Raw genomic sequence first — 13744 nt, forward strand, 5'->3', positions numbered from 1 at the left:
GAATGACGAACTGGATTTTGCAGGAACCTCTAATACTTCAAAGGCTTCAACCACAGAATGACTTTGACTTGACCCTTGCCCTGTATGGACCTTAAACACTTTTTAACAATTTTTACCCACTCGATTTCACGAAGACCCTTAATTAAAAAGGAGGCACGGGCCCTCCCGATGGGTATATCAATACATAAATCTTTTTTAAATAACAATTCGTCCAAAAGGAGTAACGGCATGGCCATTGGAACGAGGGGTATCCCCTAGTTAGTTGGGTAAAGCCGGTAAAAAGTAGGGTATTTCAATCAAAAAAAGTTTTAAAAATGTTTGTTTTTATTTAAAAAATTGTGTGGTCCGCCTTATCCCGAGTTTTATTGGGCAAGTTGATGTAAGTATTTCATTAAAGTATTGACACCTTTGGAATTAAATGCTACAAAAAGGGGTCAAATGGCCTTTTGATTTCAGAGGTTTACTCTAGGGAAAATACCCTTTATTTTCAAGGTGCCCAAAATTTAAATGTGGTTTAAAAATGACCCTTCCTTTGCAAGACCTTAGTCACCTGACTCGCCACCGTTCAGATCCTGGAATCATCATCTTCAATAATCAACATCAGGTTACCTTTGCCAATCAAATTGCTTGGGAGATTTTTAATAATGAAAATAAAAGAAACGGATTTTGCGTCCCCGCCCCCGTCTTGAAAATATGTGAGGAGCTTAAAAGAAGGCAGCACCAGTTTGCATGGAACAGTTGTCCTGATGCTGTTTATTTGAAAAAGATAATTGTTTTGGGGTGTGGTCAATTTTCATTGAGGGCCTTTATCATCGCGGATCAAAAAAAGAACCATTCCGCACATTATCTTTTGTTAATCGATAAGGTTTCCCTTCGGAAAAAATTTAAATTTGAACAGGTCCAGTTACGGTTTAATCTCGCTCCGAGAGAGTATCAAGTGGTTAAACTGCTGGTCAACGGTTTAACCAATAAAGAGATCGGAAATGACCTGGAGATTGCTGAATCAACGGTAAAGGAATATATGAATAAAATCATGCGGAAATTGAAGGTCAACACCCGGGCTGGAGTGGTGTCTCGAGTTCTGCAGCCAAAAGATGGGGATTCCAAAAGCCGAATGATTGAGAGTTCTAAAAATTTAAAGCCCGTTCAAAACCAACCCACATAATTCTTTTCTCCCCCCTGAATTTGGTATTGGCCCTTCAACTCAATGGCAAAAAAAAGCCTGGAGTTCGGAGGAATAAACTAAAAATTGAGGTTTTTTTTTGAGTAATGAAATGAACTTGGATGAGATTTTTGATAGAACTCAGAAGATTTCCGATGGCCACCTTATTTTTGAGGAAGGAATGAGTGCTTCCTATGCCTATTTAATAAAGGTGGGAAAGGCAAAAGTGCTTAAAAATATAAATGGAGAACGGGTACAGATTGGGACTCTGAAGAAAGGGGATATTTTCGGGGATATGAACCTCCTTGGAAGGTTTAAAAATTCCGCAACGGTGGTCGCGGACGGAAATTTGGAAGTTGGAATGGTTTCCAATAGTACTTTTTTGGAAGCGGTAAACCGTCTGTCCCCAGAGTTACGGATAAAAATTGGTGTCATGGTAAAGGAGCTGGCCCATATCTCTGAGCTGAACGGACATTTGATCGCCCGGCTTCAAGAATTGGAAAGTTTTAAGGAGAGGATCAGTGATTTAAAAATTTTTGAGAAGGAAATTGGTGAGTTGCCGGACCTTTTGAGCAAAGTTATATTTCTTTTGGCCACGCGTCTCAAAACCTCCAATGAGGGCTGTGCTCAACTTGCGGCTCAATTGGAGGAAAAAATTAAGAATCTCAACTTAAACGCCAACATTATTATCCAAAAACCCGATTAAGTTTTTAAAATTTATTTAATTTTTCCTTTCCGAAAATTTTTTTCCCCCCGTTAACCATTGAATTTGAAAATAAACTATTCCTTGGTGAAGGACCACCCCGAGGCAGAGCCCTTGGAAAACTCGTCCCAGAAGGGGAGGGGTCACCCCTTTCAGGCTTATATGATCGTTGGGAAAAAGACATCCTTCCTAGGTCCTAAATTTTCCAAGCCGGCCACGTTTTCCTAAATGTTAAAAACCACCCCATCTTTTAGCATGACCAATTTTTTCAAACCTAAATTTTTGAGTTCTTTTTGGATTGTTTTGAGATACCGGGGTTTCATATGGTAAATAAAAAGAGGAAGGTGGAGTTTCCCAATCTTTGAAAACTCCTGAGAAAGAAGAGAGGGGGTCAGGTGTTTACTTGCTTTTGCCAAGCCTTCCATTGAATTTGGAAAAGAGGTTTCAATCATGGCCGCTTTTAAATTTTTGGTTGTTGAGGCCGCTTTCCAGATTTTATGGGTCTTGTAGGTATCGCCGCTGTAGAGAAGGCTGGTGTTTTTTTGTTGGACAAGAAAACCTGCGCAGGGAACCGTGTGGTTCACCCGGAACGCTTTGACCTGGAAGCCTTCTACCTGAAGGGTTTCTCCTTCCCGAATGGGTTTGAGACGAAAAATCGGTTTTTTTTCGGTGGGTATTTTAGTGAAGTCGGGCCAAATCTTGTTATTAAACAGGTTCCTGTGAAGTCCGGTCAGTACCTTTTCTAGGCTAATAATCACAACGGGTTTTTGGCCCTTCTGTCCGATCAGATTCTCTGATAAAAAGGGCAGTCCCTTAATATGGTCTGCATGAATATGGGATAGCAGGACATACCGAATCTTTTTTTGTTCATTCATAGTAAGTGTTGTACAAATGGTTCCACCGTCCAATAACACCGATTGATTGATCAAAAACCCGCAAGTGCAATGATTGGGAAGCTCCGCCCCGTGACAACCCAGTACCCTGATTTTCATTTTTTCTCCTCTTGTAAACCGATGACTTCAAAAACGCGAACCGGTTTATCCTTTCCCTTCACCTTGACGGGTTCGTGGTCCTTAAATTGGGCATGTCCGATTTTCATTCTCTTTTTTCTTTTTTCCCGATGAGAAATTTCGCTGGTGCTCCTTCGCCGTTCCTTGGGGAAGAGATCCTTGATTTCAATCAACTCTTGGGCTTCCTGGTAGGTGGCTTCGGTGATTAAAATGTTGGCTTGGTATTCTTTGGTGAGAGATTCCACACGGGCGCCGAGGTTCACATTATCCCCGATTACGGTGTAATCCATTTTTCGTCCCTCCGCACCCATATTTCCCACAACCATTTCGCCGGTATGAATCCCAATTCCGGCATCCAGACTGTCTTTTCCTTCAGCCTCCCATTTCTGATGCAATTCGCCCAGTCTTTTTTGCATATGCAGCGCGCAGCGAATGGCCAACTCCGCGTGGTTGTGTTGATCCAATGGGGCGCCCCAAAAAACCATAATGGCGTCTCCTATAAATTTATCAAGGGTTCCATCCCATCTAAAAATAACCTCCGTCATGGCGTTCATATATTCATTTAACGTTGCCACGACCTCTTCCGGTTGGTGTTTTTCAGAAAAAGCAGTAAAACCGCGAACATCGGAAAATAACACCGTTAACTTCTTTCGCTCCCCGCCAAGCTTTGCCTTATCGGGGTCTTTGACCAACTCGGCTACCATCTTTGGACTTACATAATTTGAAAAAATACGCCGGATCTCCTGAGCATGCTTCTCCTCGGTCATAAATCGAAGGACTGTCAAAAAGGTGTAGGAAAAAACAATGGTGGATGAAGGATAAAGCAAATTAATCCACAGCCCTTTTTTTTCAAATAAATACTGTGCTAAAAATAAATACCCTATCAAAAGCACCCCTGCAAGCGCAACACCCCGAAGGGCCCCCAACCGAGGAAGGGAGAAAAACAGGATTGCCCCAAACGCCAGAATAAAAAAAGCATCCAAAAATTTCATGGTTTGGGTTCTTTGAAGAAATTGATGGTTGAGAATGTTATTGACCACCGTGGCATTTTTTTCAACTCCCGGCATATTGGCAGAAAGTGGCGAGACTTTTAAATCATAGGTTCCTACGGCGGTGGTACCGATCAGGATAATTTTATCCCCAAAAAAATCTGATGGGATCCGATCGTGTAATACATCCGTGGCGGATATAAGGGGAAAAGTCCCTTCTCTTCCGATGTAATTTACCAGCATCCTTCCGCGCTCATCGGTAGGGATTTTAATGTTTCCCATCTCAACGGCTTCCCCCAACCACAGCTTCATTTCTTCTCTCTTTAATCCTAAAGCCGCCCGAGCAATTTGAAGGGCAAAAGAGGGGTAAAAATCATCCCGGTATTTGAGAACCAGATATTCCCAACGTAAAACCCCATCCCGGTCGGGTTGATAATAAACATGGCCTAGTGCTTGGGCCCTCCGGGTCAGGGCCGGGAGGGGTGGGGAGACCACTTGGGCTTCGATTGGGTAAAAAACTTTTTCGGCGCTTAATTTTTTAACCAGCCCAAATGAAGAATTGACCAGGGAAACAGGGGCATCTGGTGGTTTTATCGTTTTATCCAACATATATTCGGTATGCACTTCCATTCCTGTGGGTAAAATGACAATTCCCACTGTACCGATCACTTGGGCCAACAGAGTATCTTTATCTGCCGTTTCTTCCAATTTCTGTAGGGATTTTAAAATACCAGAATTCGAGGAGGGTTGAATAGAAAGGTCCTGTTTGAGGGTACGGATTACTTCAATGGATTCTGAGACCTCTGGTTCAATGAAAAGAATATCCGCCCCAATCACGCGGGGCTTACCCTTGGCTAATTTTTCCAGCAATTGGGCCATTAACCCTCTTGACCAGGGCCACCTTCCCACCTCCTTTAGACTTTTTTCATCTATGGCAATGATCAATAAATCGGGATTAGGTTTGCCGGGATTACGGGCATTTCGAAGGAGAAACCGAAAATCCAGAGTTTTGCTTTCTAGAAGATCCAATGTATTTCTGGCAAAGGAAGGATTCATTAAATCGATATATAAAAAAAATAGTGTGATCAGAACACTCAGGGCCAGGGCGAGCCATCTTATTTTTTTTCCTCGACGAGATTTCATTCTCCCCGGTACTATACTTGATATCGCTATACCCCAGCAAGGGTTTTATACTTATTTTATGAATATTTTACCTTTACGTGATAAATGACATTCCATTTGTTTTTTTTAAAATAGGAGGAAACCCAAGGGGTTTGGTTGAAGCGTTGCCCTTGATCAAAGAGTAAAATAGTGGATTTAACTTGGGGAATACCGTGGATTGAGTTAAATGAAAACCAAGAACGGCCAGGATTTAAAAAATTTTTAAAATCGGAAGGAGATAGGGGGAGATTTAATTTTGACTCTTTTTGGCCTTAAAGCAAAAGGAATTTATTTTTCGGAACATTCCCAAACATTTTTCCAATCCGAAGGGGGTGGGTTTTTCAGGAAATGATTGCAGCGGGCCAAAAAAACTTTTGAAGGCGGGTCATTTTCAGCACTATTCCTAAAATAAAGGGATGCTTTTGAAAAATTTCCCTCGTAGTAGGCAGAAAGGCCCACACCAAATGATTCCTGTGCTTTCGTCAGCCGGTAAGAGGGTTCCCCAAGGACCTCAAAAACCTGTAAGGGTTCTTTTTTCCCCTTTACCAGGACATAATCTATGGGGCGGGTTACGAAACGATGGGCAATTTCCCGCTGGGTCGATTCGCTGATTAAGATACTGGTTCCATAAATTTTGTTGAGGCTCTCTAAGCGGGAGGCAATATTTACATCGTCCCCAATGGCTGTAAACTCCATTCTTTTTTCCGAACCGATGTTTCCTGAGAGAACCTCTCCGGTGCTAATTCCGATGCCGATTCGAATCGGAGGCTGAAGGGCCTCCTTTCTTTTTTGGTTTAATACCTTTAATGCGGTGGTCATTTCCAGAGCGGATTGGACCGCCCTTACCGGATCGTCCTCTGCGATATAAGGAACGCCAAAAACGGCCATGAGGGCATCCCCTATATACTTATCCAGGATGCCTCTGTTTTGAAAGACCACATCTACCATTCGAGTAAAATAATCGTTTAGGAACTCTACGGTATCTTCTGCATCAAGACTTTCCGCCATTCCTGTAAACCCACGAATATCTGAAAATAAAATGGTGGCTTTATTTCGAACACCCCCCAAATGTTGCCCCCCGGTGTCTTCCAGTAATTTCTCCGCGATATCCTTTGCCATATAACGGACCAAAGTGCTTTTGACACGCTTCTCTCGGCTGATATCCTCAATGACCAAGATTACCCCTTCATGATTTCCTGAATGGTTAATAAGAGGCAGGACATTGAGATTTACTGAGTGTTTTCTCTCTCCGGTAAAATTGATTTCGACATCATATTCCACAATGGCGCGGTGTGTTTTATAAACGTGTTCAATGTGGTGAACTAAATATTCATTGCCGGGTTGCAACAGGCCCCGGAAATCGTTTTTTAGAATCTCTCCGGGTTCCTTTTGAAATAAAGATAGGAGGGCTCTATTGGCCGTGACCACATGGTATTGATTATCCAGGGTGAGAATACTATTTGAAATGCTTTCATGGACACTTTCCAAATAGTTTTTCATATTGACCGTTTGTTCATAAAGCTGGGCATTCTCCAGGGCGACAGACAACTGAGAGGAAAGGGCGCGGAGCAGGGTTTCATCAGATGCTTCAAAGGAACCGGTTTTTTTGTTCATGGCCTGTGTGACCCCTATAATTTCTCCGTTCCTATTCACTAAAGGGACACAAAGAACACTTTTCGTTTTAAAACCGGTCTCCTGATCGAAAGCTGGATTGAAGCGGGAATCTTCATGGGCTTCTTTGATATTGAGGGTTTCGCCCGTTGTTGCGACGTACCCAGCCAACCCTGCCGTGGAAGGAAAACGGATTTCAGCAACCTCAGACCCCTGTGCTTCTTTAGACCAAAGTTCCCCTGCCTCTCGATCCAGGAGAAAGAGAGAACTCCTTTCCGCTTGGAGAACCTCAGAAATCTTTGCAACAATTTTGGCAATGAGAACCCTCAGGTCTAAGGTCTGAGAAACCGAAGTGGTCACATCCAAAAGAACCGCCATTTTTTCGTGACTGGAAAGCATTTTCTGATACAATCGAAAATTTTCAACTGCAATGGTGGTTTGATAGGCAAAAGCCTTGAAAAGGCCTTCATCGGTGGAATCGAAAATCCCGGTTTTTTTGTTAATAACCTGGATTACGCCAATAATCTCCCCCATCAGATTTTTTACAGGGCCACATAAAATGGAACGGGTTTGAAACCCGGTTTGATGATCCACCTCTGGGTTAAAACGCTGGTCCCGATAGGCTTCGGGTATATTAACCAATTGGTCATTTTGAACCGCCCAGCCGGCCACACCGGTTCCCGCTGGTAACCTGATTTCCCGGCTCTCTTCGCCTTGGGCAACCTTGGACCATAGCTCCCCTGTTAAGGGGTCTACCAGAAACAAAGAGGCGCGTTCAGCGTTCAACACCCCGCTTGCAGAATGCACGACGCGGTCAATGAGTCCTTCAATGTCGAGGCGTAAAGCCAGAATTTCAGACATGTCTAAAAAGGTTTGAAGACCTCTGAGGGAGGTTTCCACGGTCCGGGTCTTTCGAACCGTTTCCTGAAAACGAAGGTTGACCGACCGTAACCGCTGGGTCACGATGGATAGAACATTTTTTGCAAGAGAAGGAACACGATCAAACGTTTTCTCCAGATCGGAATAATTAATTTGTAAAAGGTGGGTGTCTTCCAGGCAACGAACCGATGCGGTTCGGGTTCCATTGGAGAAGTATCCCATCTCTCCCAAACATTCCCCCGGCTCGATGGTAGCTAAGGGAATTTCTTCCCCGTCCTCTCCTTTTCTAAACACCAAAACCTGCCCAGTGGCAACCACATAGAAACAATTTCCAGGGGTGTCTTGAGAGATGAATTCTTTTCCTGCCCCCACACTTTGTTCTTTGACTGAGCGACTGATGATCGCCAAATCTTCATCTGATAGATTGGAGAAAACTTGGCATTTTTTTAAACGATCAATCCTTTGTTTATTAATTGCGGACCAAAGATCTTCCTGATTGACCGCCTTTGTTTCCAGCAACACTTCTCCCAGTCGTTTGTTCAAACCCGTCCGCGCCATTCTTTTTTGCTGAGCGATGGCCTGACCAATGATTTTTTCTCCGCAAGGCAGATATTCACCGATTTTTTTTGATAAAGGATGGATGGTTTCTCTTAGGTCGTTCATAATACCACCTGATGTTTTGGGGAGCTTCAAAGCTGTATTTTTTTAATAATATTAGAAGGATAGCTTTTTTGATTTAAACCTGTCAAGGATGGATTTTTTGGCCCCGATCTTTTTGCCCAGGGGTTGTCTTTCAGGTTTTTCCTGTGTGATAATGTTCCGGTTGAGGAGGTCCACGCATTTTGATCTGTTTTCAAATCATGCCCAAAACAAAAACCCGCTGCCGAAAGACATTTATGGCGATTGCTTGCTTTGCTTCGGTCCTCCTATTTGGGTCGGCCACTAGAGGGTCGTTTGACGGTCAGCCTGTTTCAAGCGTGACCATTTCAACACCTATTGCGGCTGGTGGCCAGCAACAGGAGGATCTAGGTCCCACTAGTCAGCAGAACCAGCTCTCCTCCGGAGGACAGGAGGAGCGGGAATCAAGCGTGGTGCTGACCTGGCGCCGCGAGGGGGGCATCGCGGGCTTCTGTGATGAGATGAGCGTGTCAGCAAATGGTGAGGTCAGGGCCAGGTCGTGCAAGCCGGGAGGGGGAAGCCGGACAGGCATGCTCTCCAAGGAGGATTTGGTTCGTCTGGATCAATGGAGGATGTCCTTTGACTCTGTCGGTATCGAGACAAGAGATTCTCCCGTGACCGATGCCATGACCGTTACCCTGACTCTGAAGGGAAACGGCACTGGGAAGCCGACTGACGAGGAACGGCAGGATATTTTAGGTTGGGCGCAAGACGTTTACGATCAAATCCTGCCTTGATGCAAAAAGACGGTGACATCCGCTTCAGCGAATGCCACCGTCTCAAATAAATCACCAAACCTTTTCGAAGTGTCCTTCTTGTTTAGGGCGCACCCACGCGGTTCCACGCCTCAACGACTCGGTTGTAGGTGGTGCTGCCGAATCCGTAGAGATCGGCTGCTGCCCACTGGGTGGTTCGCCTTGCCCAAAAGAAGTTATCCGTTGGGATGATGTAGTAGCGCAGCGCCCGCCAGAAGATCTGTGTGGCGGCGTTTGCGCCGATTGATCCGCTCATGCACCCTGCAAAGCGGTGGCATCCTCCGGTGGCCAGCAAATAAAAGGCGTTGTTCTGGATTCCGGAATTCCAGTGAACGCCCCCATTGTCGGCGCTCCCCGTGTAGCGTTGCGAATAATGGTCTCTCGAGACACCGTCGTTCGTAGGTCGATCCATGTAACGAAGGGCATCCCCCGCGATCAGCGGGGTCCTTGCCCCCTCACCGATTTTCCAGGTGTTCGAGGATTCGCCTTTCCAGTACCTCTCGGCCATCGCACCGAAGATGTCCGAGAAGGATTCGTTCAGCGCCCCAGACTCACCATTATAAATCAATCCACCCGTGAATTGCGTTAAGCCATGTACCCACTCATGGGCCACGATATCCAGAGTGGTAAGCGAACGGAAGGAAATGCCGTTTCCATCACCCAGGTTGATCTTCTGTCCGTCCCAGAACGCATTGTTATAGTTGGAACCATAATGGTTGCGCGCGCTGATGAGGGGGCCGTTTCCATCCACGGATTGGTAAACCCTCGGACCGCCGGAGCCGTCGACCCAGTTCCTCCCAAGAATGTAATAAAAGAAGCTGTTGGTTTGAACAGTGGACCAGTAGGTATCCGCGTTGGTTGTTTCACGGCTGGAAAGCGAAAAATTTCCAAAAGTAGAATTGCTGCTGCTGGCTTGGTAGGTGGACGAAGTGCCGCCGTACATGTCGTAGACCCCAATGCGCAGGCAGTTGTCATTCAACACGTAGGTGGCGGCGGTGGGCCAATAGGCGATTTTGAAGTAGGAAGGGCTTCCCTGGTAGAACGTTTGTCCGGTTCCGTTGATGCAATGGGTAGTCTGTGCATTGTTGTAGAATTCGAGGATCTGGCCCTCGCTACCTTCGTTAGCCGATACCCAGGCTTCGAGCATGACAGGGCCATTTGCAGAGTGCTCTTCCATGCTTATGTGGTAGGACAGTTTGCGGTTTCCCGGGCCGCTTCCGGGGTGAATTTCCAAAGCCCCATGGGCCTTCTGACTGCTTCCATCCACTAAGAGTGCTCCGTCAGGCCTATTCTTCCCTCGCAGATCTTCTGAGGGCTGGTTGCCCCGTTGTGCACCCTGGCCACCGAGTTTTCTAATCTCTTCCCTGAGCATTTTATGGACGATGCGCATTGCCTCGTCCATTGAAATTTTCGGATTGGTGTCAACTGCAGAGTCGGCCATGTACTGGCCATGCATTCCCCCATTGTCCATATCCGGGAGCGACCCGTCCTTCATATGAATGGAAAGGTGGCCTCCGAGAACGGGGATGTCCTGATAAATCTGGTCCATTTTGAAGTGCCACATGTCACCGGTATCTTTGACGACCATTGTTTCGTGCCACTCCTCGTGGGGGTCTCCCACGCCTTGGTCCTTCATCCAATCCATCATGACCTCCATGGCGTGCGCTTGCTCGGCGCCCGTGGTGGCAACATCGATGAATGGATTTTCGGTCGGGTCTACATCAGAATTTGGAGGTTCACTGTAGCCAACTGTAGAAAATGTGAGTACAATCCCCAGCGCAAGAAGTGCCATACGGGGATGGATTAGAAACCTTATGAACTTGGATATATACATTTTCCCCTCCTTTTTTAGAAGGCGATGGGGGAAAAAGGGATGACCACTTATCCTCTTATTCTTTATTCCTATTTTTTTAAGAAATAAAAAAAGACGAGCCACCCAAATAACCATAAACTATTGCCACTTTAGCAGTCCGGCTGTCTTCTAAGGAATACCAAGGATCGGTAGCCTTAGGTCCTTCCATCGCCTGTTTTTTCCCTATTTATTTTTTCGTTTATGGCTGAAATAGATTAACTTGTCAATATTAATTTGGTACTATTTTGGTATTATTTTAGTACTATTTCCCAAAATTTAGTCCTTAACTAGTACCAATTTTGTGTTTTCGATAATTGGGATCTGCTTTTTTTTTTGGATAAAGTTGTTGGGTTTTTAAAACCGCTAATTTGTCTCCCATTCACTATGAGATCCCCCAGAAAGCCATCAACCATTAGGTGCAATTTTTTAATTTATTCCCGGTCGTTCAGAAAGCGAATTTTCTTTTTTTCATCCGTAACAGTGCCAGCAGAGGGTACGTTTCCAAATTAGGAAACTTAAATTAAATGGGAAGATACCTTGTGGAAAACGAATGGGATGAGCGGGGGTCTATTCACAATTTTTTACCTCATCCGTCTATATTCCTTTTTCCTTCGAGAGGAAAATTGGTGTCCCCCGCACTTGACCTCGGAATCCTAAAGGGTGAATAAGACTCCGAATAAGAACGCCCCCATGGCCCCCATGATTAAAAAATTGGTTTGACTCACCATTTTTCTTTCTCCTTTCTTTTTTTTCTACCTGAATTTGGAATGTTAAAGTGTTGAAAGCATTCCGATCATAACCCCTCCCATGGTTCCCATAATTAGAAAATTGATAAAGTTTAACATTCTCTTCACCTCCCTCCGTCTTCTAAATGGTTTTATCTTTTCTATTGAGCAATAATAATGCCAGTCATATTTTTCAGCCGAGGACGTCCAGTTTTGGGCAACACAGTGCGTGAATATAATATATAAAACAATGACTTATTTCTTTTATCTTTTTTGGTTCCAGAAACTTATTGTTTTTGGTGGAACAAGAAAAGATTATCCGAAAGGATAAGGGTAGGTGAAAATTAGATATGGCAACGAGTTGTTTTAGTGAATCTGTAGATTTTTGATTAATCGTGAAAGATATGAGGGTTGAAGGTTAAGCAGTTTCGAAGCTTGTATGCGGTTCCCATTGGTTTTTGCCAAGGCATTAGTTAAAATGTATTTTTTGTAGGATTTGACAGAGTCACGAAAAGGAAGAAAAGATTCCATTCGGGCCTCTTGATGAATAGGGAGGTTCAAGTCCTCGAGTTTTATTTGATTTCCAGATGAGAGCACGACGGCTCGCTCGATGGTGTTTTCAAGCTCCCTGACGTTTCCGGGCCAATCATAGACCGTTAAAGCTTCCAGTGCTTCCGGTGAAAAATCGAGGCCCGCTCTTTTTGTTTCATTCTGAAACCGGCAAAGAAAGTGCTTGGAAAGGGCGGATATATCTTCTTTCCGCTCTCTAAGGGAAGGAAGCTCGATCGGGATTACGTTAAGCCGAAAATAGAGGTCTTTGCGAAAGGAACCCTCTTCGACGGTCTTTTTTAAATTCCTATTGGTTGCCGCGATGATCCGGACATTTGCACGGATTGGGTCGTTCCCACCCACTCTTTCAAATTCTTTTTCTTGGAGAAATCGCAGGAGCTTAACCTGAAGAGAAGGCTTCATATCCCCAATTTCATCCAAAAAAACCGTACCTCCGTCCGCAATTTCTAGCTTACCCTTTCTTTGATGCTGGGCTCCCGTAAAGGCGCCTTTTTCATGGCCAAACAGTTCACTCTCCACCAATCCTTCTGAAAGAGCTACGCAGTTCACTGGAATAAAAGGCCCATTGGCTCGATCGCTCCACCGGTGAATTTGACGTGAAAAAACTTCCTTTCCAGTTCCGCTTTCGCCCAACAACAGAATGGTCGAATCGGTTACCGCGGCTTTTTTCGCTCTTTCAGCAGCGGTATGAATCAAAGGGCTTTCCCCTAGGACTAAAGGGTTTTTCGCCTTAACTTCATTCCAGAGAACATCGTGCTTCGTTTTGAGGTCGTTAAATTGCTTTGCATTTGTCCAAGCCAGTGCTGCGTGTGAGGCAAAGGCTGAGAGCAGTTGCATGTCCTCTTCCTTAAAAGGAATACGATTGTGTCCGTTCAACAATTCGATTATACCGATGACTTTGCCCAAATTCACAAGGGGGGCACAAAGGATTGAGCGGGTTTTAAAACCGGTTAAATTGTCAAATCCGGGGAAAAACCGTGGGTCTTTAGAGACATCATTCACAATAATGCCTTTTCCTTTCGATGCCACCCAACCACAAACGCCTTGGCCCATTTTTACGTGCAGTTTTTGTATTTCTTTCCCCTTTTCACCCAAGGCTAAGAAAACAAGAAGGTCCTGCTTGGCCTCGTCCAAAAACATAATGCTGCACGCCTCGGACTCAATTAACTTCATTGCAGATTGGAGAATGGATTCCAAAACCTTTTCGATATCAAGGCTTGAATTGACTAAAAGGCTGGCTTTGATCAATTCAGAGGATATTTCATCGCTTTTAGGAGGCATATTTTCCCCCTTACTTTAGTTTAAGAAGGATACTTTAATGGGAGCTGTATTTTAAATCCCAAAAACAAAAGAATCAACGGAAATTATTTGCCGAAATCAACCCTTAAGAAAGGGTTTCAGGCATGGGAGCAATGTTCAGCAACAAGATAAATTCCACATTGGCGAGTCTAGAATTTATTCTCATTCGGATAGAATACCCCGAAGCTTGCTTCGTCATTCCCGCAAAAGCAGGAATCCGATATGGTTGACATACGTCAAGAAGGAAAAAGTATCCTGTCCCCTTTTTCACGGGGTCCTGGTTTGACGATGAATCCAGGACACAAGCAGAGACGGGACCGATGATGCGACGTTTGATCAATCTGATATTC

The 13744-nt window shown here is 44.7% G+C and carries 9 protein-coding genes; 3 read left to right on the forward strand and 6 right to left on the reverse strand.

What is annotated here, in order from left to right:
* Positions 1-520 precede the first annotated feature (520 nt).
* A complete protein-coding gene (locus VGB26_01190; GenBank protein ID HEX9756395.1) occupies positions 521-1165 on the forward strand; it encodes a LuxR C-terminal-related transcriptional regulator in 645 nt (214 codons plus the stop codon).
* 109 nt (positions 1166-1274) lie between these two features.
* The gene (locus VGB26_01195) at positions 1275-1868 is read left to right on the forward strand and encodes a cyclic nucleotide-binding domain-containing protein (GenBank protein ID HEX9756396.1); all 594 of its coding nucleotides are present in this window, start codon (positions 1275-1277) and stop codon (positions 1866-1868) included.
* 221 nt (positions 1869-2089) lie between these two features.
* Here the strand turns inward: VGB26_01195 and VGB26_01200 are convergent, their stop codons facing one another.
* From VGB26_01200 to VGB26_01210, 3 genes are all read right to left on the reverse strand, one after another.
* Positions 2090-2857, reverse strand: coding sequence for a 3',5'-cyclic-nucleotide phosphodiesterase (locus VGB26_01200; GenBank protein ID HEX9756397.1), 768 nt, complete (start codon positions 2855-2857; stop codon positions 2090-2092).
* Positions 2854-5007, reverse strand: coding sequence for an adenylate/guanylate cyclase domain-containing protein (locus VGB26_01205; GenBank protein ID HEX9756398.1), 2154 nt, complete (start codon positions 5005-5007; stop codon positions 2854-2856). The genes VGB26_01200 and VGB26_01205 overlap by 4 nt, the downstream gene beginning before the upstream one ends.
* A 306-nt stretch (positions 5008-5313) precedes the next feature.
* Positions 5314-8178, reverse strand: a complete 2865-nt coding sequence (locus tag VGB26_01210) for a GAF domain-containing protein (GenBank protein HEX9756399.1) — start codon at positions 8176-8178, stop codon at positions 5314-5316.
* A gap of 482 nt (positions 8179-8660) precedes the next feature.
* Between VGB26_01210 and VGB26_01215 the strand changes: the two genes are divergently transcribed.
* Positions 8661-8930, forward strand: coding sequence for a hypothetical protein (locus VGB26_01215; GenBank protein ID HEX9756400.1), 270 nt, complete (start codon positions 8661-8663; stop codon positions 8928-8930).
* 82 nt (positions 8931-9012) lie between these two features.
* Here VGB26_01215 and VGB26_01220 read toward each other — a convergent pair whose 3' ends face one another.
* The 3 genes from VGB26_01220 to VGB26_01230 form a co-directional block, all read right to left on the reverse strand.
* Complete coding sequence (locus VGB26_01220; GenBank protein HEX9756401.1) at positions 9013-10782, reverse strand: M4 family metallopeptidase; 1770 nt, start codon at positions 10780-10782, stop codon at positions 9013-9015.
* 1109 nt (positions 10783-11891) lie between these two features.
* A complete protein-coding gene (locus VGB26_01225) occupies positions 11892-13376 on the reverse strand; it encodes a sigma-54-dependent Fis family transcriptional regulator (GenBank protein ID HEX9756402.1) in 1485 nt (494 codons plus the stop codon).
* Positions 13377-13479: 103 nt separating this feature from the next.
* Positions 13480-13744, reverse strand: a 265-nt coding sequence (locus tag VGB26_01230) for a hypothetical protein (protein HEX9756403.1), incomplete at its 5' end; no start/stop codon positions are given.

This window comes from Nitrospiria bacterium (assembly GCA_036397255.1).
Classification (GTDB): Bacteria; Nitrospirota; Nitrospiria; order DASWJH01; family DASWJH01; genus DASWJH01.

Bases quoted from the DNA above. Each gene is read 5' to 3' on its own strand.
- VGB26_01225 (HEX9756402.1), bottom strand. From the start codon at position 13,376: ATGCCTCCTAAAAGCGATGAAATATCCTCTGAATTGATCAAAGCCAGC.
- VGB26_01205 (HEX9756398.1), bottom strand. From the start codon at position 5,007: ATGAAATCTCGTCGAGGAAAAAAAATAAGATGGCTCGCCCTGGCCCTG.
- VGB26_01195 (HEX9756396.1), top strand. From the start codon at position 1,275: ATGAACTTGGATGAGATTTTTGATAGAACTCAGAAGATTTCCGATGGC.
- VGB26_01210 (HEX9756399.1), bottom strand. From the start codon at position 8,178: ATGAACGACCTAAGAGAAACCATCCATCCTTTATCAAAAAAAATCGGT.
- VGB26_01220 (HEX9756401.1), bottom strand. From the start codon at position 10,782: ATGTATATATCCAAGTTCATAAGGTTTCTAATCCATCCCCGTATGGCA.
- VGB26_01200 (HEX9756397.1), bottom strand. From the start codon at position 2,857: ATGAAAATCAGGGTACTGGGTTGTCACGGGGCGGAGCTTCCCAATCAT.
- VGB26_01190 (HEX9756395.1), top strand. From the start codon at position 521: ATGACCCTTCCTTTGCAAGACCTTAGTCACCTGACTCGCCACCGTTCA.